Annotated in this window: 19 protein-coding genes and 1 riboswitch; of the genes, 11 read left to right on the plus strand and 8 right to left on the minus strand. The window is 59.6% G+C overall.

Annotated features, from left to right (window positions below):
• Positions 1-60 precede the first annotated feature (60 nt).
• The 4 genes from GA0061100_RS02035 to GA0061100_RS02050 are packed head-to-tail and all read left to right on the plus strand — an operon-like array spanning position 61 to position 4,848.
• Positions 61-993, plus strand: a complete 933-nt coding sequence (locus GA0061100_RS02035) for an alpha/beta hydrolase (RefSeq protein ID WP_075850944.1) — start codon at positions 61-63, stop codon at positions 991-993.
• Positions 994-1,012: 19 nt separating this feature from the next.
• Entirely contained in the window at positions 1,013-1,972 is a 960-nt protein-coding gene (locus GA0061100_RS02040) for a DMT family transporter (protein WP_075850945.1), read from the plus strand.
• An 18-nt stretch (positions 1,973-1,990) separates the two neighbouring features.
• Positions 1,991-3,193, plus strand: a complete 1,203-nt coding sequence (gene caiB / locus GA0061100_RS02045; protein ID WP_075850946.1) for a succinate--glutarate CoA-transferase — start codon at positions 1,991-1,993, stop codon at positions 3,191-3,193.
• Positions 3,190-4,848: a thiamine pyrophosphate-binding protein gene (locus tag GA0061100_RS02050; protein WP_075850947.1), complete on the plus strand. Its 1,659-nt coding sequence runs from the start codon at positions 3,190-3,192 to the stop codon at positions 4,846-4,848. The genes caiB and GA0061100_RS02050 overlap by 4 nt, the downstream gene beginning before the upstream one ends.
• A 41-nt stretch (positions 4,849-4,889) precedes the next feature.
• Here the strand turns inward: GA0061100_RS02050 and GA0061100_RS02055 are convergent, their stop codons facing one another.
• The 3 genes from GA0061100_RS02055 to GA0061100_RS02065 form a co-directional block, all read right to left on the minus strand.
• Entirely contained in the window at positions 4,890-5,234 is a 345-nt protein-coding gene (locus GA0061100_RS02055) for a RidA family protein (protein ID WP_075850948.1), read from the minus strand.
• Positions 5,235-5,320: 86 nt separating this feature from the next.
• Positions 5,321-5,659, minus strand: coding sequence for a protein tyrosine phosphatase family protein (locus GA0061100_RS02060; protein WP_075850949.1), 339 nt, complete (start codon positions 5,657-5,659; stop codon positions 5,321-5,323).
• A 72-nt stretch (positions 5,660-5,731) separates the two neighbouring features.
• Complete coding sequence (locus tag GA0061100_RS02065) at positions 5,732-6,571, minus strand: DUF4432 family protein (RefSeq protein ID WP_075850950.1); 840 nt, start codon at positions 6,569-6,571, stop codon at positions 5,732-5,734.
• Between the two features lie 217 nt (positions 6,572-6,788).
• Here GA0061100_RS02065 and GA0061100_RS02070 point away from each other — a divergent pair, with 217 nt between their 5' ends.
• The gene (locus GA0061100_RS02070) at positions 6,789-8,246 is read left to right on the plus strand and encodes a L,D-transpeptidase family protein (RefSeq protein ID WP_075851847.1); all 1,458 of its coding nucleotides are present in this window, start codon (positions 6,789-6,791) and stop codon (positions 8,244-8,246) included.
• A gap of 119 nt (positions 8,247-8,365) precedes the next feature.
• Here GA0061100_RS02070 and GA0061100_RS02075 read toward each other — a convergent pair whose 3' ends face one another.
• The 5 genes from GA0061100_RS02075 to GA0061100_RS02095 form a co-directional block, all read right to left on the minus strand.
• Positions 8,366-9,514: an iron-containing alcohol dehydrogenase gene (locus GA0061100_RS02075; RefSeq protein ID WP_075850951.1), complete on the minus strand. Its 1,149-nt coding sequence runs from the start codon at positions 9,512-9,514 to the stop codon at positions 8,366-8,368.
• Positions 9,511-10,896 (minus strand): aldehyde dehydrogenase family protein, encoded by a 1,386-nt coding sequence (locus tag GA0061100_RS02080; RefSeq protein WP_075851848.1) that lies wholly within the window; start codon positions 10,894-10,896, stop codon positions 9,511-9,513. The genes GA0061100_RS02075 and GA0061100_RS02080 overlap by 4 nt, the downstream gene beginning before the upstream one ends.
• A gap of 155 nt (positions 10,897-11,051) precedes the next feature.
• Entirely contained in the window at positions 11,052-12,419 is a 1,368-nt protein-coding gene (locus GA0061100_RS02085; protein ID WP_075851849.1) for a glutamine synthetase family protein, read from the minus strand.
• A gap of 149 nt (positions 12,420-12,568) precedes the next feature.
• On the minus strand, positions 12,569-14,140 hold the full coding sequence (locus GA0061100_RS02090; RefSeq protein ID WP_075850952.1) for an amino acid permease: 1,572 nt from the start codon (positions 14,138-14,140) through the stop codon (positions 12,569-12,571).
• 125 nt (positions 14,141-14,265) lie between these two features.
• Complete coding sequence (locus tag GA0061100_RS02095; RefSeq protein WP_075850953.1) at positions 14,266-15,033, minus strand: N-formylglutamate amidohydrolase; 768 nt, start codon at positions 15,031-15,033, stop codon at positions 14,266-14,268.
• A 180-nt stretch (positions 15,034-15,213) separates the two neighbouring features.
• On the opposite strand from GA0061100_RS02095, the gene GA0061100_RS02100 reads away from it, so the two are divergent.
• The 6 genes from GA0061100_RS02100 (at position 15,214) to GA0061100_RS02125 (ending at position 21,022) form a co-directional block, all read left to right on the plus strand.
• Positions 15,214-16,086, plus strand: coding sequence for a MurR/RpiR family transcriptional regulator (locus GA0061100_RS02100; protein ID WP_075850954.1), 873 nt, complete (start codon positions 15,214-15,216; stop codon positions 16,084-16,086).
• A 189-nt stretch (positions 16,087-16,275) separates the two neighbouring features.
• Positions 16,276-17,379, plus strand: a complete 1,104-nt coding sequence (locus GA0061100_RS02105; protein WP_075850955.1) for an ABC transporter substrate-binding protein — start codon at positions 16,276-16,278, stop codon at positions 17,377-17,379.
• Positions 17,380-17,451: 72 nt separating this feature from the next.
• Positions 17,452-18,345, plus strand: coding sequence for an ABC transporter permease (locus GA0061100_RS02110; protein WP_075850956.1), 894 nt, complete (start codon positions 17,452-17,454; stop codon positions 18,343-18,345).
• A complete protein-coding gene (locus tag GA0061100_RS02115; RefSeq protein WP_075850957.1) occupies positions 18,342-19,130 on the plus strand; it encodes an ABC transporter permease in 789 nt (262 codons plus the stop codon). The genes GA0061100_RS02110 and GA0061100_RS02115 overlap by 4 nt, the downstream gene beginning before the upstream one ends.
• Before the next feature lie 11 nt (positions 19,131-19,141).
• Entirely contained in the window at positions 19,142-20,203 is a 1,062-nt protein-coding gene (locus tag GA0061100_RS02120) for an ABC transporter ATP-binding protein (RefSeq protein ID WP_075850958.1), read from the plus strand.
• 106 nt (positions 20,204-20,309) lie between these two features.
• A riboswitch (FMN riboswitch) is annotated at positions 20,310-20,456 on the plus strand.
• Positions 20,457-20,545: 89 nt separating this feature from the next.
• Positions 20,546-21,022 carry a 6,7-dimethyl-8-ribityllumazine synthase gene (locus GA0061100_RS02125; protein WP_075850959.1) on the plus strand — a complete coding sequence of 159 codons (477 nt, stop codon included), beginning with the start codon at positions 20,546-20,548 and terminating at the stop codon, positions 21,020-21,022.
• Positions 21,023-21,070 lie beyond the last annotated feature (48 nt).

Here is a 21,070-nt window from a genome sequence, read left to right on the forward strand (position 1 = left end):
ACCCATCCATTGCAATCGGGCCGATGATAACCTCTCGTCCAACTGGGGAGGACCGAATATATGTTCGCCGAGACACAGCGCCTGAATAGCCCGACGGGCGCGACCCTTGCATATCATCATTTGCCGGCGGCGACTGATGCTCGTGGTATCCTGCTGATATCGCATGGCCTTGCCGAGCACTCCCGTCGCTATGAGGCCTTTGCGGGTGCGATGGCCGCCCACGGCTTTCATGTCTGTGCCCATGACCATCGCGGCCATGGCGAGACGACCGCCCCCGATGCCCCCATCGGCCGCTTTGCTCGAAGAGATGGGGGCACACAGGTCATCACCGATGTGCTCGCCATGCGCGAGTTTGCCGTAAGCAACTATCCCGGCCTGCCGATCATCCTGTTCGGTCACTCCATGGGCGGACTGATCAGCCTGAACACCGTCGTCACCCATCCGGACAAGTTCGATGCCGTCACCGTGTGGAACTCCAATTTCAATCCGGGTCTTGCCGGCCGCGCCGCTCAACTCATTCTCAAGACCGAGCGCATGTTCAAGGGATCGGATGTACCGAGCGGACCATTGCCGAAATTGACATTCGGCACGTGGGGTAAATCGATCGCCAACCGGCGCACCGAGTTCGATTGGCTCTCGCGCATTCCCGAGCAGGTCGACAAATATATCGCCGATCCGCTTTGCGGCTTCGATGCCTCCGTTTCGCTCTGGCTCGATCTATTCGAGTTGACTTTCCGTGCGCCGCAGAAGACCCATCTTGATCGTCTCCGGCGCGACATGCCGATCCATCTCGTCGGCGGCGGTAAGGATCCGGCGACCGACAATGCGAAAGCGATTTCCTGGCTGGCGAATCATTTGAAAAGTGCTGGCCTCTCTCATATCACCACCGAGATCTATCCGGACGCACGGCACGAGACGCTCAACGACATCGGCGCCGAGCAAGCCATTTCCGACTTTGCCGATTGGTGCAGGAAGGTGACGGCAAACAACTGATTCTCAAGGAAATTCCGCAATGAATACCTCCAGCGGCTCCCCGGTCCGATTGCCGCAATCGGAGCTGACCTTCGGTTTGGCGATGATGTTTCTTTCCGTCGTCCTCTCGCCGATCATCGACATCTTCTCCAAGCTCGCCGCAGCCACAATCCCGCCTGGCGAAGTCACTGCCGCCCGCTTCATCTTTCAGGGCCTCTTCGCCTTGCCGATGATGGCGATGCGCTGGCAATGGGGCGTCTGGACATGGCGCCGCAGCGGCGTTCATGCCATCCGTGCCGCCGTGCTGACGCTGTCCATGGTGTCGTTCGTCACCACGTTGCAGGTGATGGAGGTCGCCGATGCCATCGCCATCTTCTTCGTCGAGCCGATGATGCTCACCATCCTGAGCAGCATCTTCCTGAAGGAAACTATCGGTTGGCGCCGCTACACGGCCTGCGCCGTCGGCTTTTTCGGCGCGATGCTGATTATCCAGCCAAGCTTTCAGGAGGTCGGATTCGTCGCCCTGCTCCCCGTCGTTACAGCACTCTGCATCGCCGTCTACGTCATGATCACGCGCGTCGTTTCCCATACCGAAGATGCCTGGTCGATGCAGTTCCAGACCGCCTTATGGGGCACCGGCTTCAGCGTCGCCCTGCTTGCCATCGGCCGGGCGACGGGCGCTGTAATCCTTGATCCGGTCATGCCGGATCTGACAGCCATGCTCTATCTCTTCGGTGTCGGAGCCACTGCAGCCGCCGCCGGTATCCTGACGGTATACGCCTATCGCGCCGTGCCGGCCTCCACGCTCGCACCGCTGCAATATTTCGAGATCGTCTCCGCGACGATCTTCGGCTGGCTCGTCTTTGACAATTTCCCCGATGCGATCAAATGGCTCGGCATCCTCATCATCATCGGCTCCGGCCTCTACATCCTCTGGCGCGAGCGACGCTTTGCTTCCAGGCCCGTATCCGATACATCTGAAACAGCATTCACGCCCTAAGCGGGAGAGCGGACAGACATGACAGAGAAAAAGACCAAGAAACCTCCGCTGTCCGGTATTCGTGTCATTGAGCTTGCCCGCGTTCTCGCCGGCCCCTGGGCCGGGCAGATGCTGGCTGATCTCGGCGCCGATGTCATCAAGGTGGAAAATCCCGATGGCGGCGACGACACCCGGCAATGGGGGCCTCCCTTCGTCGAAGGCAAGGATGGCGAAAATCTCTCGGCCGCCTATTACCATTCCGCCAATCGCGGCAAGCGCTCCATCACGGCAGATCTCAGGACCGAGGAAGGACAGGATCTGGTGCGCCGGCTGGTGAAGACGGCAGACGTGGTGATTGAGAACTTCAAGCTCGGCGGCCTTGTCAAATATGGGCTGGACTACGAGAGCCTGAGGAAGATCAACCCCCGCATCGTCTACTGCTCGATTACCGGCTTCGGGCAGACCGGCCCCTATGCCAACCTCGCAGGCTACGACTATATCGTCCAGGGCATGTCCGGTTTCATGTCGATCACAGGCGAGCCGGAAGGACAGCCTGTCAAGGCGGGCGTGGCGATCGCCGATATCTTCACCGGCATCTATGCCGTCTCGGCAATCGAGGCCGCCCTGATCCACGCGCTGAAGACCGGCGAAGGACAGCTCATAGACATGGCGCTGCTCGATGTGCAATCGGCAGTGCTTGCCAATCAGAACATGAACTACCTGATCTCGGGCAAGCCACCAGTGCGGCTCGGCAACGCCCACCCAAATATCTCGCCCTATGAAGTCGTGCCTACGGCCGACGGCTATCTCATTCTCGCCGTCGGCAATGACGGTCAGTTCCGGCGCCTCTGCACCATCCTCGGCATAGGGCTCCATGCCGACGACGAGCGCTATGCGACCAACAAGGCCCGCGTCGCAAACCGCAACGAGGTTCGGGCTTTCATCTCGGCGGAGACGCTGAAGTGGAACAAGGCGGATCTGCTGAAAGCCTGCGAGGACAATGCCGTCCCGGCCGGCGCGATCAATACGATCGAGGATATGTTCGCCGACCCGCAGATTAAGGCGCGCGGCTTGAGGATCGATCTCGAAGACGATGCCGGCACGATAATCCCGAGCGTACGCACGCCGATCGTGCTGTCGGAGACACCATTGACCTATACGCGGCCGAGCCCGCGCCTTGGGGAGCATCAGGAGGAGGTTCTCGCCGAATTGGCGGAACTGGAGGGAAAGGCGAGGACATGAAACGAACGGGCGGCCAACTCATCGTCGAAGCTTTGAAGGCAAATGGCGTGCAGCGCATTTCCTGCGTGCCGGGCGAGAGCTTTCTCGCCGTGCTCGATGCCCTGCATGATAGCGATATCAAGGTGCTCGTCTGCCGCCAGGAGGGCGGCGCGGCGATGATGGCGGACACCTGGGGCCGATTGACCGGCGAACCAGGCATCTGCATGGTCACCCGCGGTCCCGGCGCCACCAACGCCTCCGCCGGCCTTCATATCGCACGGCAGGATTCGATCCCGATGATCCTGTTTATCGGCCAGGTCCAGCGCGATGCCCGCGAACGCGAGGCCTTTCAGGAAGTGGAATTCCGCCGCGCCTTTACCGAGTTCGCCAAATGGGTCGGCGAGATCGATGACGCCGCCCGCATTCCGGAATTCGTCACCCGCGCCTTTGCGATCGCGACTTCTGGGCGTCCCGGCCCGGTCGTACTGACTCTACCCGAGGATATGCTGCGCGATGAGGTCGAGGCGCCGGAAGCGCTGCCCTATGTCCCTGTTGCAGCTCATCCGGGCCGCAACCAGCTTGCTGACTTTCACAAGCGCCTTGCGGCGGCGGAGCGGCCGATGGTCGTTCTCGGCGGCACGCGCTGGACCGAGGAAGCCGTTGCCGGCATCAGGCAGTTTGCGGAGCGTTTCAGGCTGCCGGTCGGCTGCTCCTTCCGCCGCCAGATGCTGTTCGACCATCTGCACCCGAACTATTCCGGTGATGTCGGCATCGGCATCAATCCGGCGCTGGCAAAGGAAATCAAGGAAGCCGATCTGCTGATCCTCCTTGGCGGCCGCCTCTCGGAAATGCCGTCCTCCGGCTATACGCTGGTCGACATCCCCTACCCGCAGCAAAAGCTGGTCCACATCCACCCGGACCCGTCCGAGCTTGGGCGCGTCTATCGGCCTGACCTGGCCATCTGTGCCAGCCCGGCGGATTTCGTCGCGGCGCTCGCGGATTTGGCCCCACTGCACGAGACGCCATGGGCCGAGCGCACTGAGCGCATGCACGCCGCCTATCTTGCGTGGTCGAAGACACCGGAAAAGAGCCCCGGCGCGGTCCATATGGGCCGCATCATGGACTGGATCGAAGTCAATACCGCTGACGATACGATCTTCACCAATGGCGCCGGCAACTACGCGACCTGGCTGCACCGCTTCCATCGCTTCCGCCGCTTCAACACGCAGTCGGCTCCGACTTCCGGCTCGATGGGCTATGGCCTGCCGGCAGCGGTCGCTGCAAAACAGCTCTTTCCCGAGCGTGAAGTGATCTGCTTTGCCGGCGACGGCTGTTTCATGATGCATGGGCAGGAATTCGCGACTGCCGTCCAGTATGACCTGCCGCTGATCGCCCTGGTCATCAACAACGGCATGTACGGCACCATCCGCATGCATCAGGAGCGGGAATATCCCGGCCGCGTCAGCGCCACGGCACTCGACAATCCGGATTTCGCGGCCTTGGCACGCGCCTATGGCGGCCATGGCGAGACGGTGAAGGCAACGGAAGAGTTTGGCCCGGCCTTCGAGCGGGCGCGTGCCAGCGGCAAGCCGGCGATCATCGAGATCGCGCTCGATCCGGAAGCGATCACGCCTTCCCGAACCCTGACGGAAATCGCTCAAACAAAAGGCCGTTGAGCGCGAGCCCAACGGCCTTTCATAAATTAGGCTGAGCCGACTTAGTCGATCGCTGCGGTCACGATGAATTCGACCTTGTACTTCGGCGCTGCGAGCTTGGCTTCGCTGGTCGCACGGGCCGGCGTGTTGGCCGGATCGACCCAGGCTTCCCACGCAGCGTTCATTTCGGCGAAGTAGGAAATGTCGGAGAGATAGATGAGCGTCTGCAGGATCTTCGACTTGCTGGAGCCGGCTGCAGCAAGCAGACGATCGACTTCAGCCAGCGCAGACTTGCACTGATCGGTGACGCTTTCGCCTTCGCCAACCTGACCGGCGAGATAAACGGTGTTGCCGTGGATGACTGCGCCGCTCATGCGGGCGCCGACGTCGATACGCTTGATGCTCATGGTCTTCTCCTGATGTTGTTTTCGACAGGTAGACAGGGCACGGCCCATAGCCTGCCCTGCAATCTAAAGGGCCGAGGAAACAGCCGTCAGCCGCGAATGTGGTGCGTCTTCTGATAAATGGCCGTCGAGCGTGCGCCGGAACGGCAATAACCGAGCATCGGTCGCGGAAACTCGTCCAGCGCATCGACCATGCCCTGCACAGCCTCCTCGGTCACGCCCATCGGGCCGACGGGCACCTGGGTGATCTCCAGGCCGAGTTCCTTGGCACGGGCTTCGATGACGCCGAACGGCGTCTGATCCGGGCTCTCGCCATCCGGGCGATGGCAGACGATGGACTTGAAACCCAGGGCCTTGATCTCATCGAGATCCTCTACGGCAATCTGGCCGGACACCGAGTATTCATCGTCGATCGGGCGGATATCCATGGTTCATGTCCTCTCTAAAACCGTGGCCCTGATCTACGCCGCCATAGGGCGAGCGTCAACCGCGGCACGCTCTCAAACGAAGGCAAAGTTGAGCATGAAATTGCGGGCTTCACCGGGCTGGAGAATATTGAATTCACCCGCCTCCTCGAGTTCCGCACGGGAGACCCAGCGATGCGAAACCGGCTCGATGCCAAGCACATGCGCAGGCGCGCGCTGATTGCGCCAGACCTGCAGGAACGGCAGCGTATCGGTACCGAAGCGCACCCTCAAAGTCTTGCCGCCGATGGCCGCGATTGGGCCAAGGTTGATCTCCGCCCAATCCTCTCCCTTATCCTGCGCCGGCACGCAGAAGATATCGCCTCCCTCCTCACCGAAGGTCCAGTGAAAGCCGCCATTCTCCAGCATCTGTCCGGCAAGGCGCGTGCCATTGTCGAACCATTTGCCGCCGATATTCATGTGATACATCAGGAAGACCGGCATCGCCTCGGTGCTTGTATTGACGATGCGATCGGCAAGCGAGACCTCGCCGGTTGCGCCATCGATCTGCCAAAGACGTTCCAGCCTTGCGGTGCGGCGTTCGGCGGTGATGACATCGATATCCGCGCGGCATTCCGCGTTGCCATTTTCGAATTTGGTCCAGAGAATTTTGGCTGGATGAGACGAGAAAGAACCATGCAGCGGATAGCGCTTGCCCTCATATGCGCCGGACATCGGCTCGGGATGGCGGATATGATCCGGTCCGCAGGTGAAGAGGAAGCCTTGCACGGAATGACTGATACGCGGATCGCCATCATCGGGAACGGCGCTTCCGGGCGCAAGATTGTTGCCCTCGACGATGCAGGCGCCGATGTCCATGACGGAGCCTTCGTCCAGCATCAATTTCGGCCCCTTGGCCGCAGAAAAATCGATCATCCCTAAAGTCCTCCCTGATCGGCTCCGCGCGGCGAGCGTTGTCCCAAGGTGGCGCGCGGCTGAAATAAACGGTTATTTGGCTTACCAAATGTTAACTTGAAGCCTTGATCACATAAATTTTTATATTTTATTCAGCATGATAATCTAAATCTCCATACTGGCGTCAAAATTGCCATGTGTGTGTCAGCCGAACGACTATCCCAAGGATTCGACAGACGTGAACCGGTTCGTAAAATTGAGTTTTGCCCTGGCATTGACTGCCACTGTGTCCTCGCTCGCGCTCACGGACGCACAGGCACAATATTATCGCAGCGGCAACGGCAATACGGTTCTCGTCACTCCTGACGGCCGGATCCTCGACCAGTATCCTTATGGTGGTGGATACTCCATGGCGCGCGACGGACGCGGCCGCCGGGTTCTGATCGATGCCTATGGCAATGTCGTCGCCACCGAGATGAAGGCGAGCACCTATTATCCCCGCGCCCCTGCGCGCGATACCTATGGCAATAATGGCGGCCGCTATGGCGATACGCAGCTTTCCAACAATGGCGACTATCAAGATTATCGTCAGTATCGTACCGACAGCTACGGAAACTACGACGGTGCTCCCAACAATGGGTACGATCAGCAGGATCGCAGCGTAGTCACCGGCGGCATTCCGCGTGACAACGATATCCAGCGCCAGCCGCTCGACAATCAGCCATTGCCCGCCACGAAGCAGGGCCAGGCAAACCAGAACGGCAACGATTACGCATCGATCGATCCGCAGCAGAGCACGCCTGACATCGTCAACAAACCGGCAGCCGAACCCGTCATCACGCTCAAGGGCAAGTCGAAGATGGAGATCACCGCGCTGGAGGTCTTCCTCGCGCGGCAGGGTATTTCGCCGGGCGCTATCGACGGCCGCATGGGTGCGAATGTCACCAAGGCGATTTATGCCTATCAGCAGATGACCGGCCAGACGCTCGATCCGAACAACACAGACGCGATCCTCGAGCAGCTGCGCATGTCCGGCGGCATGCCGATCGTCAACTATACGATCACGGCCGCTGACGCCGCTGGCCCTTATGTCGCCTCGATCCCTGAAGACTATGCGGCGAAGGCACAGATGCCGTCGCTCGGCTACACCTCGACGACGGAAATGCTGGCCGAGCGCTTTCACATGGATGAGGGCTATCTGAAGGCGCTCAATCCCGGTGTCGATTTCACCGTTCCCGGCAGCACCATCAAGGTTGTCAATACAGGTCCCAGCAAGACCGGCACGGTCGCCAAGATCCTGGCGGACAAGGGACGCAAGCAGGTTTTCGCCTATGATGCCAACGGCACGCTGATCGCAGCCTACCCGGCCAGCATCGGCTCCGCCGACACGCCTTCACCGTCCGGCACGGTCACGGTTGAGCGCGTCGCCTTCAATCCGGGCTATACCTACAATCCAAAGATCAACTTCCAACAAGCCGGAAACGACAAGGTTCTCAACATCCCGCCAGGCCCGAACGGCCCGGTCGGTACGGTCTGGATGGCTCTGTCGAAGCCGACCTACGGCATTCACGGCACGCCGGACCCATCGAGGATCGGCAAGACGCAGAGCCATGGCTGCGTGCGTCTGACGAACTGGGATGCAACCGAGCTCGCCAAGATGGTCAAGCCGGGCGTCGTCGTCGAATTCGTAGATTGATCTGCAGGCATGATTTCACAAAAAAGCCGCCGAGCTCCCTCGGCGGCTTTTTCTTTGCCTTGATGTGCCTCACGCACCACTACTTTCGTCCGGCGCGCCAGGAAATACCTAGGACCGTATCAGAAGCAATCCCGGAACAAAGCCTTGGTGTTTTCCAACGTCATCGCCACCGGATTGCCGCCGGCGCTCGGATCTTCGATGGCCATAGCGGAGAGCTCATCAATCCGATCGGGCGCAATGCCCATGGCCGAAAGGTTCTCCGGCACGCCGAGTTCCGCACGGAGCTGCAGCACATAATCATAGAAGCCGTCGAAACCGCCCGAAATGCCGAGATAGGCTGCGGCACGTGCGATCTTCTCTTCGATGGCCTTGCGGTTGAAACGCAGGACGGCCGGCATGACGACGGCATTGGTCATGCCGTGATGCGTATTGTAGACGGCGCCGATCGGATGGGAGAGCGCGTGGATGGCGCCAAGGCCTTTCTGGAAAGCGACGGCGCCCATGGCGGCGGCACTCATCATATTGGCGCGGGCTTCGAGATCCGTTCCTTCACGATAGGCGCGCGGCAGGAATTCCTTGACGAGCCTCATGCCTTCCAGCGCGATACCGGCGGACATCGGATGATAGAAGGGCGAGGAATAGGCTTCCAGGCAATGGGCGAAAGCATCCATGCCCGTGCCGGCCGTGATGACCTTCGGCATGCCGACCGTCAGCTCAGGATCGGCGATGACGACGCCGGGCAGGAACTTCGGATGGAAGATGATCTTCTTAACATGGGTGGCGGAATTGGTGATGACGCTGGCGCGGCCGACTTCCGAGCCGGTACCAGCCGTTGTCGGTACAGCGACGATCGGCGCGATGCCTTCGACGCTGGCGCGTGTCCACCAGTCGCCGATATCTTCGAAATCCCAGACCGGCCGCGTCTGGCCAGCCATGAAGGCGACGCACTTGCCGAGATCGAGGCCGGAACCGCCACCGAAGGCGACGACGCCGTCATGCCCGCCATCCTTGAAAGCCTTCACGCCAGCTTCGAGGTTCTTCTCGTTCGGGTTCGGATCGACATCGGCAAACAGAGCCCGTCCGAGACCTGCGTCCTCCAGAATGTCCAAGGCCGTCTTGGTGATCGCCATCGAGGCAAGCCCCCGGTCGGTGACCAGGAGCGGCTTCTTCATGCCCAGGCTCTTGCAGGCGTCCGCCAGTTCCTTGATGCGGCCACGTCCGAGCTTGAAAGCGTTCGGATAGCTCCAATTGGCTGAGATAGTGCTCATGCTGTTACTTTCTTCAGGTGATAGGATTTCGGGCGCGTCAGGTTATGGAAGCCGATGATCGACAGCGAACCGCCGCGGCCGGTTTCCTTGACGCCGGTCCAGCACAGAGCAGGATCGAGATAATCGGCGCGGTTCATGAAGACGGTGCCGGTTTCGATCTCACGGCCGATGCGCGAGGCGCGTTCGACATCCTTCGTCCACAGCGAGGCCGTCAGGCCATAGGGGCTGTCGTTCATCAGCTCCAGCGCTTCCGCATCGCTCTTCACTTTCATGATGCCGACGGCCGGGCCAAAGGTCTCTTCGCGCATGAAAGCCATGGAATGATCGACGTTGACGAGGATCTGCGGCGCGAGATAGGCGCCGCCATCATCGGCCGGGAAGAGCTTGGGATCGACCAGCGCCTTGGCGCCCTTGGCAACCGCATCGGCGATCTGTTCACGCACCACCTTGGCGAAGCGCTTATGCGCCATCGGGCCAAGCGACGTCTCGGGATCGAGGGGATTGCCGAGCTTGTAATTCGAAACCCAGGCGACCGACTTCTCGACGAAGCTGTCGTAGAGCGATTCATGCACATAGATGCGCTCGATGCCGCAGCAGCACTGACCGGAATTGAAGGTGGCGCCGTCCATCAGCGTGTCGACGGCAGCGTCGAGATCGGCATCTTCCATGACATAGCCCGGATCCTTGCCGCCAAGCTCCAGCCCGAGGCTGGTGAAGGTGCCGGCAGCGGCACGCTCGATCGACCGACCGCCTTCGACGGAACCGGTGAAATTGACGAAGTTGAAGCTACCGGCAGCGATCAGCGCCGAGGTCGTATCGTGGTCAAGGACGACATTCTGGAAGACGTCGGCAGGAACTCCGGCCTCGACGAAAGCCTGAACGAGCCGCTCACCGACGAGGAGCGTCTGGCTTGCATGCTTGAGAATGACGGTATTGCCGGCCATCAGGGCCGGAGCGACTGTGTTGATCGCCGTCATATAAGGATAGTTCCAAGGCGCGATCACGAAGACGACACCATGCGGTTCGCGCTCGATACGGCGGGCAAAATTGGCGCTGTCTTCCACGACCAGCGGCGCCATTGCATCGGCAGCGATCGAGGCGACATAGTTGGAGCGCTCGTTGAAACCGCGATATTCGCCGCCATACTTGATCGGGCGCCCCATCTGCCAGGCGAGTTCCGGCACGACCACATCGGCCATCTCGTTAAGCCGGGCAACACCTTTGAGCACCAGCTGGACGCGATCCTCCAGCGGGCGGCGCGCCCAATCCTTCTGTGCCTTGCGGGCGCGTGCCACGACGTCCTTGGCGGCATCCAGCGATAGCGCCGGGCGCTCGGCATAAACCTCTCCGTTTACCGGGGAGACGCATGTGATCATGGTCATGATCGAATTCCTGTTTTCTTTGTCATCCAATTGATTGCCGGGATGTTGCACAAGCAGCAGCCGCATTCAAAGGAGAAACGGCGGACAGACAAAACATCCCAGCGCCCCGCCCGATCATAAAATGAAAATCGGGCAAGAGGCAGATCGCAAAAGCCTTACGCTCTTTCGAATCCGCGCGCCACTTCCCAATCGGTGACACGACGATCGTACTCTTCCTGCTCCCATTCGGCAGCGCGGGTATAGTGATCGACGACATCGTCGCCAAAGGCGGCGCGCAGCATCTTCGATGTCGTCAGCGCCGTCGCGGCATCACGCAAGGTGCGCGGTATCTCGCGAACTTCGCGCGCACCATAGGCGTCGCCGACGAAGGGCGCTTCGAGCTCAAGCTTGTTTTCGATGCCGTCGATACCGGCGGCGATCAGAGCCGCGAAAGCGAGATACGGATTTAGGTCCGAGCCGCCGACGCGGCACTCGATACGGATCGACTTGGTATCCTCGCCGCAGAGACGGTAGCCGGCTGTGCGATTGTCCTTGCTCCAGATCGCCTTGGTCGGCGCAAACGTGCCGGCCATGAAGCGCTTGTAGGAATTGATATAGGGCGCCAGGAAGTAGGTGATCTCGCTGGCATGGGTCAGAAGGCCGGCGACATAGTGCTTCATCATCGGCGACATGCCGTATTTGCCGCCTTCTTCGAAGAACTTCGGGCTCTTGCCGTCGAGGCTCCAGAGCGACTGGTGGATATGCGAGGAGCTGCCGGCGGCTCCGTAGTTCCACTTGGCGAGGAAGGTGATCGCCTTACCCTTCGACCAGGCGATCTCCTTGCAGCCGTTCTTGATGATCGCATGGCGGTCGGCCATGGTGAGCGCATCGGCGTAGCGAACGTTGATTTCCTCCTGGCCGGCGGATGCCTCGCCCTTGGAATTCTCAACCGGGATGCCAGCCCCCTGGAGGCCGGTGCGGATTGCCCGCATCACCTCTTCCTCCTTGGTGGTCTGGAAGATGTGGTAGTCTTCATTATAGCCGCTGGCGAGCTTCATGTTGCGATAGCCGGACTCGCGGGCGCTATCATAGCTCTGGTCGAACAGGAAAAATTCGAGCTCCGAGGCCATGTAGGCCTTTAGCCCCATGGCCTCCAATCGCTTCACCTGCTTCTTCAGGATGGCGCGCGGAGAATGCGCGACTTCCTCGTGGGTGTGGTGATCAAGCACGTCGCAGAGAATGAGCGCCGTGCCCTCGAGCCAGGGAATGCGACGCAGCGTCGCGAGATCCGGCTTCATCGTATAGTCGCCGTAGCCCTTTTCCCAGCTGGTCGACTTGTAGCCGGAGACCGTTTCCATCTCGATATCGGTCGCCTGCAGATAGTTGCAGCTATGCGTTTCCTTCCAGGCGCTTTCGATGAAGAATTCCGCCTGGAAGCGTTTGCCCATCAACCGGCCCTGCATGTCGACCTGACATGCCAGAACCGTGTCGATGCGCCCTTCGGCCACATCTCGCTTGAGGTCGTCGAACGTATAGCTGCTCATGATTTGGTCCGCCTGAACAATGAATTGAAACATCGGCCTGTCGAACAATGCTGCCGCTCGGCGATTAATCCGCGCTCCGCAGCCCTGTCGCTACCGTGAAAGGGGGCCGCAGGTCTGCGACCCCAGTGGTTGGAGAGATTTGCCCGCGCTCAGTTTTCGCCGACAGCGGCTTCCGCTGCCGCAATCTCGGCCTTGCGCTTGGCAATCGCATCGCCGATCGGCGGGCCCTTGAAGCGGCGGCGCTCGAAACCGAACCAGACGATACCGGTCAAAACGAGGAAGCCGACGGTGATGATGCCGGCCCAGTCGTTCGGCGGCTGAATGCCGAGTACGAAGATGATGATCATCGCAATGATCGACAGCACGGCAAATAGCTTGAACAGCCCTTCCCCAAGGTTCCACGGACCCATCTTGTCCCACTTCGCCGTACCCCATGCGAAGAGACCGAGCGTGATCGGGATCGCGAAGGAGAAGAACAGGAAGATGACGGTGCACGAGACGACGATGGTGTAAACCGGCGTGTCGCCGATCGATACCAGCGACGAACCCCAGACGAACAGGACGGAAAGGACCGAACCGGTCCAGATCGCGGCGACGGGCGTGCGGTATTTCGGGCTCACGCGGGAGAGAGCCTTCGACGCCGGGAGGCCGCCATCACGCGAGAAGGCGAAGATCATGCGCGAAACCGAAGTCACGGTCGCGAGACCGCACAGCCACTGGCTGATGAAGATCAGCAGGTACAGGATGTCCTTGACGACGGGGTTGACCCGGGCATCCATCGCCCAGAAGAATACGTTCCAGCCCTGCTTTGCGGCATCGTCCATATTCGGCAGCATCAGCACAAACGAGCAAAGCATGATGTAGCCGAACAATGCCGACCAGAGAACGGACGCCACCATACCGCGCGGAACGGAATGGGCGGCCTTCACGGTTTCTTCCGAGGTGTGAGCCGAGGCGTCATAACCGGTGATCGTGTAGATCGGCAGCAAGAGACCGAGCGCGAAGACCCAGAAGGTGGAGACCTGCGGCCAGACCGGCGCGCCGGTTGCAGAACCGTCAGCTGCGACCGTCGCCAGACCGGAATAATTGGTGAAGGTGAAAAGCCGGGCAAGATCATAGGAAGGTGCTGCAACCAGGCATACGACCGCGAGGGCGACGGACGTTGCAAAGATCAGATAGCCGGAAAAGTCCGTGAGCTTCGCGGTGAGGCCGATACCCATATGGTTGACGAGCGCCTGAAGGCCGGTAATGACCACCAGGAACACGATGCGCACCAGCGTGGTGTCGGTCATGTTAAAGTAGCCGCCGAAAGCGCCAACGAAGAAGTAGTACGTGCCGACGTTGATGGCGCCGAGGACGGTGACGAGACCGAGCAGGTTGAACCAAGCCGTCAGCCAGCCAGTGAAACGATTGCCGAGAATGGAGCCCCAGTGATAGAGGCCGCCCGCCGTCGGATAGGCCGAGCTGATCTGCGCCATCGCGACGGCGAAGACCAGCGATATGAAGCAGCCCACTGGCCAGCCGATACCGATTGCGGCACCGCCTGCACCGGATGTCGCCTGGGCGAGCGAATTGATGCCGCCGGATAGAATGCAAATGATCGAGAAGGACACGGCGAAATTCGAGAATGAACTCATGCGCCGTTCCAGCTCCTGGGCATAGCCCATGGAGTGCAGGATCTGAACATCCTGCTTTTTGTCTAACTCTGAATAATCAGACATGCCATTCCCCCTAAAGCCCGGTCGTCCGCGGGATTGCGGAGAACCATGTGTCACATGGGCCGCTGGCTCTTGCCATGCGGCCCGATCGCAGTTGAACTGCTCCCCGGGGTCTTTTTCTTTTATGCTCAGGCTTCCAGACTGCTCTGGAGAAGCCCCGTCAGATAATCGGCCATGACCCCTTGACCGACGTCATCTTGAATGAGGTCGTTGCGGACCTCGATCATTACGTTATGCAGACCATTGGCAAGCCCATGCAGCTTCAAGGTATGGGTGACGCCATCTTCAGGTCCGTAAGGCTGGTTGCGCTCTGTCTGATAGAGCGGCGCTTCAGCCGCTGCATCCAGCATGTGATCGGCCAGCCAATGGTCTTCGTCATGCAGAATGCCGAGCTCCACCGCCCGTGGTTTGCCATTATAGATCGGCGTGAAGCTGTGGATTGTCACGATCACGGTTTTTTGTCCGCGCACCGCCCGCTCCTTCAAGAGCGCCCGAATACGATCGTGAAACGGGATGTAGAGCCCTTCCGTGCGCGCCTTCCTATCCGCCTCGCCCAGATGCTGATTGCCGGGGATCGTATAGATCTCGCTCGTCTCCGGCATGGCGCCAGCGCTTTCCGGCGGCCGGTTGCAATCATAAATCAGTCGGGAGAAACGCTGAAAAACCAAGGTGGCATTCAAGCCGGCGGAAATTCCTCTTGCAACCGCGAGTGCACCCGGATCCCAGGCGATATGGCTGGAAAGCGCCTCGACGGAAAGTCCAAGATCGCCGAACCGCTCCGGAAGGGCGCGGGAGGCATGCTCGCAGACGAGCAGAACCGCACTGCTTCCGTCCGGTCTTTCGACCGCAACACAATCGCCATCCGCCTTCGTCAAAATGCCTTGCTGCGCAAGCATCGGAGACGCCCCATTGCCGATTAATAAAATGTTTACAAGAAAAGAATTCTTCAGGTTTTCGTCGCTGTCAACTGGAAACTGAAATTATTTCTTCATTTGTGACATTGACTCGAATTGTGACAGCGTTGTTATATCCTGCGAGGAAAGCGGCATCAGACCGTCCCGGGGAGCAAAAATCGAGTGAACAATGCGTCGAAGACAGTTTCGGACGTGATCAACGCGCGCTTTGACACGCTGACGCGCGCCGAAAAGCAGCTCGCCAAGAGCCTGTTAGACAACTACCCAGTTTCCGGGCTGGGCAGCATCACCACTGTTGCCGAGAATGCGCGGGTCTCGACCCCGACAGTTGCGCGCATGGTGCAGAAACTTGGATATAAGGGCTATCCAGACTTCCAGGCCCATCTTCATCAAGAGGTTGAGGCGACAATCTCCAACCCGCTGACAAAGCACGATCGTTGGGCATCCAACGCGCCAGGTACACATATCCTCAATCGTTTCGCCGATGCCATCATGGGGAACCTGCGGCAGACCTTGTCCGATATCGATGTGGCGACGTTCGACGGCGTTGCAGCGCTGCTGTCGGAAAGAAAACGCGGGCTTTATTTCGTGGGTGGGCGCATCACAGGGGCGCTTGCCGAGTATTTCTTCACCCATATGCAGGTCATTCGGCCCAATACGACGCTGCTTTCTTCCAATTCGAGCGCCTGGCCGCAATATGTCCTGAACATGAATCCGGGTGATCTGCTCGTCATATTCGATATCAGGCGCTACGAGCAGGAAATGGTCAATCTGGCCGCCGCCGCCCGCCGGCGCGGCGCCGAAATCATCGTCTTCACCGACCAATGGGCAACGCCCGCCGCCAAGCATGCGAAATACACGTTTCGCGTGCAGATCGAGGCGCCGTCCGCCTGGGATTCGTCGGTTGTCACCCTCTTCATCGTCGAAGCCCTGATCGAAGCCGTACAAAGCTCGACATGGGACGAGACAAGCGAGCGCATGAAGACACTGGAAGGTCTTTTCGAACAAACAAAGTTGTTTCGCAAGCTAAGCTGAAGGGGAATGAAAACACAAAATAACGATGCATTGAGCATGGTGAAATACAGCGACTGTCATACTTGTCGACTAGAAGCAAAAATCGACCGCGTTTTCAGCAAACACAACGCTTTGAAGTCGTCACACAACCTTCATGTAACGTCATTAACAGCAACGCCAGACACTGAAAACCCAAAAGGAGGAAATGCAGTGATCTCGAAAATTCATCGTCTTCTGACAATCTCCACCGCGATGCTCGTCGCTTCGACGGCTATTGCGGCCGCAGAACCGAGCGCTGATCTCATCGCTGCCGCCAAGAAGGAAGGCACGCTGACCACCATCGCCCTGCCCCACAACTGGTGCGGTTATGGTGACCTGATCGCTGCTTTCAAGGCGAAGTACGGCATCGAAGTGAACGAACTGAACCCGGATGCCGGTTCGGGCGATGAAGTCGAAGCAATCCGCGCCAACAAGGGCAACACCGGCCCGCAGGCTCCGGACGTGATCGACGTCGGTCTCTCCTTCGGCCCGACCGCCAAGAAGGAAGGCCTGCTGCAGCCGTACAAGGTTTCCACCTGGGATTCCATTCCGGACAGCGCCAAGGATGCCGAAGGCTACTGGTATGGCGATTACTACGGCGTTCTCTCCTTCGTCACCAACAAGGACGTCGTGAAGAACCCGCCGAAGGACTGGGCTGACCTCCTGAAGCCGGAATATGCCAACACTGTTTCGCTCGCAGGTGACCCGCGCACGTCGAACCAGGCCGTTCAGGCAGTCTACGCCGCTGGCCTCGCTGCCGGCGAGAAGGATGCCACCAAGGTCGGTGAAGCCGGCCTCGGCTACTTCGCCAAGCTGAACAAGGCCGGCAACTTCGTTCCGGTTATCGGCAAGTCGGCTTCGCTCGCACAGGGCGCAACCCCGATCGTTGTCGCATGGGACTATAACGGTCTTTCCTGGCGCGACAGCCTGAACGGCAACCCGCCGGTTGACGTCACCGTTCCGGCTTCGGGCGTTATCGCCGGTGTCTACGTTCAGGCGATCTCGGCTTTTGCTCCGCATCCGAACGCTGCCAAGCTCTGGATGGAGTTCCTCTATTCCGACGAAGGCCAGATCGGCTGGCTGAAGGGCTATTGCCACCCGATCCGCTTCAACGACCTGGCGAAGAACAAGAAGGTCCCCCAGGAGCTTCTCGACAAGCTGCCGCCGGCTGCCGCCTATGAAAAGGCTGTATTCCCGACGCTCGACGAGCAGGATGCCGGCAAGGCCGCCATCACCACCAAGTGGGACTCTGTCGTCGGTTCGAACGTACAATAATTTGACCTGACATGACCTCCCCGCTTCGGCGGGGAGGTTTCCGTTTTTCTGACGCCGCGGATTGGGCCAATCATGAGCATCGTCACAACATCGACAGTCAGTTCCACTCCCATGATCAACAAGCGTGTGGTTGTCGACTGGCTGGGCATAGCGCCCTTCCTGATCTTCGCGCTGCTGTTCCTGATTCTCCCGACGATCTATCTGATCGCAGGCGCCTTTCTAACGCCCGACGGCAGCCTGACGCTGAAGAATATCGGCGATCTTTTCACCAAATCGATCTGGGATTCATACTGGATCAGCATCAAGGTCTCGGTTGCATCTTCTCTTGGTGGCGCGCTGATCGGCTTCTACCTTGCATGGGCCTTGGTGATGGGCGGCTTGCCGAGCTGGGTACGCCATACGTTCCTGACCTTTTCCGGCGTCGCCTCCAACTTTGCCGGCGTGCCACTGGCATTCGCATTCATCGCCACGATCGGCCGCCTCGGCCTCGTCACCGTGTTGATGAGAGACTGGCTGGGCTTCAATCTCTATGCGACGGGCTTCAATCTCTACAGCTTCATCGGCCTGACCGTCACCTACATGTATTTTCAGATCCCGCTGATGGTGCTGATCATCACGCCTGCTCTGGACGGCATGAAGAAGGAATGGCGCGAAGCCGCCTCCATCCTTGGAGCGACCAATCGGCAATATTGGCTCATGGTGGCATTCCCCATCCTCTGGCCGAGCTTGCTTGGCACGACCCTACTGCTCTTCGCCAACGCCTTCGGCGCGATCGCGACTGCAATCGCCCTGACCGGCAGCTCGCTGAACATCATCCCGATCCAGCTCTACGCGCAGATCCGCGGTGACGTCCTGCACAACGCCAATCTCGGCTATGCGATGGCCCTCGGCATGATCGTCATCACCGGTATTTCCAACGTCATTTACATCATCATGCGCATGCGCGCAGAACGGTGGCAGAAATGAAGCTGCAGAAATTCTTCGCCTGGATCGCGGTCGTCATCGGCGCCATCTATTTCATCGTTCCGCTCATCGGCACGCTGGAATTCTCGCTGCGCATGCGCCGCGACGCCTATAGTTTCGACGCCTACGCATCGGTCTTTTCCGATGCGCACTTCCTCTATGCGTTCGGCTATTCCATGCTCATGGCCGTGCTGACCATCATCGTCGGCATGCTGCTCGTCGTGCCCACGGCCTATTGGGTCCGGCTTCGCCTGCCGCAGCTGCGCCCGATCGTCGAATTCATCACGCTGATGCCGCTCGTCATCCCGGCAATCGTCATCGTCTTCGGCTATCTGCGCCTCTACAATTCGTCGTCCATCCTGCCCCTAACAGGCTTCGAGCAGACCACGAACTTCCTTCTCGTTTGCTCCTATATTGTCTTGTCGCTCCCCTATATGTATCGTTCGGTCGATACGGCGATGCGCACGATCGATGTCGGCACCCTGACGGAAGCGGCGGAAAGCCTTGGCGCGAAGTGGACGACCATCATGTTCCGCTGCATCTTCCCCAATGTCATGAGCGGCGTTCTCTCCGGCGCCTTCATCACACTGGCGATCGTCATGGGCGAATTCACGATGGCGTCATTGCTCAATCGGCCGGCTTTCGGCCCTTACATGCAGCTCGTCGGCGCCAACCAGGCTTACCAGTCCTCGGCACTGGCCATCATCGCGCTTGCAGTGACCTGGCTCAGCATGGGCTTTCTGCAGCTCGTTTCCCGCTTCTCCAAATTGGCTCCGGTTAAGGCGTAAGGCTTCTCACCATGGCTTTTCTCGAACTCACCCACATCAAGAAGTCCTTCGGCGACGTCCACGTCGTTCACGATTTCAACATGAACATCGAAAAAGGAGAATTCATCTCCTTCCTCGGACCATCGGGCTGCGGCAAGACGACCGTGCTGCGGATGATCGCCGGTTTCGAAAATCCTACCGCCGGCACCCTGTCGATCAACGGCAAGGATCAACGGGCGTTGAAACCGAACCAGCGCAATATCGGCATGGTATTCCAGGCCTATGCTCTGTTTCCGAACATGACGGTGCATGACAACGTCGCCTTCGGCCTCAAGGTCGCCGGCATGGCGAAGCCCGACATCGACAAGCGCGTCAAGGAGATGCTTGCCCTCATCAAGCTCGATCATCTCGCCGGCCGCTACCCCTACCAGATGTCCGGCGGCCAGCAGCAGCGCGTGGCGCTCGCCCGCGCCATCGCCGTCAAGCCGCAGGTCCTCCTGCTTGACGAGCCGCTTTCGGCCCTCGACGCCAAGATCCGCATCTCGCTGCGCGAGGAAATCCGCGCCATCCAGCAGCAGCTCGGCATCACCACGGTTTTCGTCACACACGATCAGGAAGAAGCTCTGTCCATCTCCGACCGTATCGTCGTCATGAATGCCGGCCGTGCCGACCAGATCGGCACGCCTTTCGAAATCTACAACACGCCGGCAACCCGCTTTGTCGCGTCCTTCGTCGGTACGCTGAACCTGATCGAAGGCAAGGTCATCGATCCGGACAGCAATCGCATCATGATTGGCGATCAGGGCGTCACCCTGAAGCAGTCGGTCACGGCCTACAAGCCGGGCGATACCGTATCGCTCGCCCTGCGTCCGGAAGCCGGCTCTCTGGCGGAATCGGCCAAGGGCGACACGGCGCTGACCGGCGAAGTCTCCTCGGCGCACTTCCTGGGTTCGGTCATTCGCACCCGCATGAATGTCGCTGGCAACACGATTTCCTTCGACATGTTCAACAGCCCGGGGATGATGCCTCCGAGCGTTGGCGAGAAGGTGACGCTGCGCTTCGCCTCGTCCGACCTGCTCGTCATTCAGGATTGAGAATGGCCCCTGCGCCGCAGGTAAACTTTGAAAAATTATTCGCAAACGCCGGGTCAAAAGCCCGGCGTTTTTCTTTGATTTCCATGAGGGAAAGCATCTATAGTCCACGCGTTCTCAGGGCGGGGTGCAATTCCCCACCGGCGGTATGGGGATCTTCCCCGAGCCCGCGAGCGCCTTCCGAGCTTTCGGAAGGGTCAGCAGATCCGGTGAGATGCCGGAGCCGACGGTATAGTCCGGATGGAAGAGAGCAAGCAGGGTCGCACCTCCTCCGTACGGGGAGTGCCGCGTTCATGCGTGTTCGCCCAAGGGATAATTGACAACAACCCTTGAAAGGCAAAATTCATGACCATTTCGATTTCTACCCAGCCGAGCCGCATTGCGATCATTCGGGCTCGCTGGCATGCCGACATCGTCGATCGCTCGGTCGACTCCTTCGTTGCCGAATGGCAGACGGTGGAAGGCGCATCGCCGATCGATATCTTCGATGTACCCGGCGCGCTTGAGATTCCGCTGCATGCACAGACGCTCGCCCGCAATGGCCGTTATTCCGCAATCGTTGCCACCGCTTTCGTTGTCGACGGCGGCATCTATCGCCATGAATTCGTCGCCAATACCGTTCTCGATGCGATGATGCGCGTGCAGCTGGATACCGGTGTGCCTATCCTTTCTGCAGTCCTGACGCCGCATCACTTCCAGGAGTCGGAAGCCCATATCCAGTTCTTCAAGGAACATTTCATCATCAAGGGCCGTGAAGTGGCCAGCGCCTGCCGCCATATCCTTTCGGAGCGCGCCAAGCTGCTGCCGGCCGTCACGGTCTGACCAGCATGGTGGAGGCGCAGCGAAAGCCCGCCTCCACCTTTAAAAGGG

Source organism: Martinezella hainanensis (assembly GCF_900094555.1).
Taxonomy (GTDB): Bacteria; Pseudomonadota; Alphaproteobacteria; order Rhizobiales; family Rhizobiaceae; genus Rhizobium; species Rhizobium hainanense.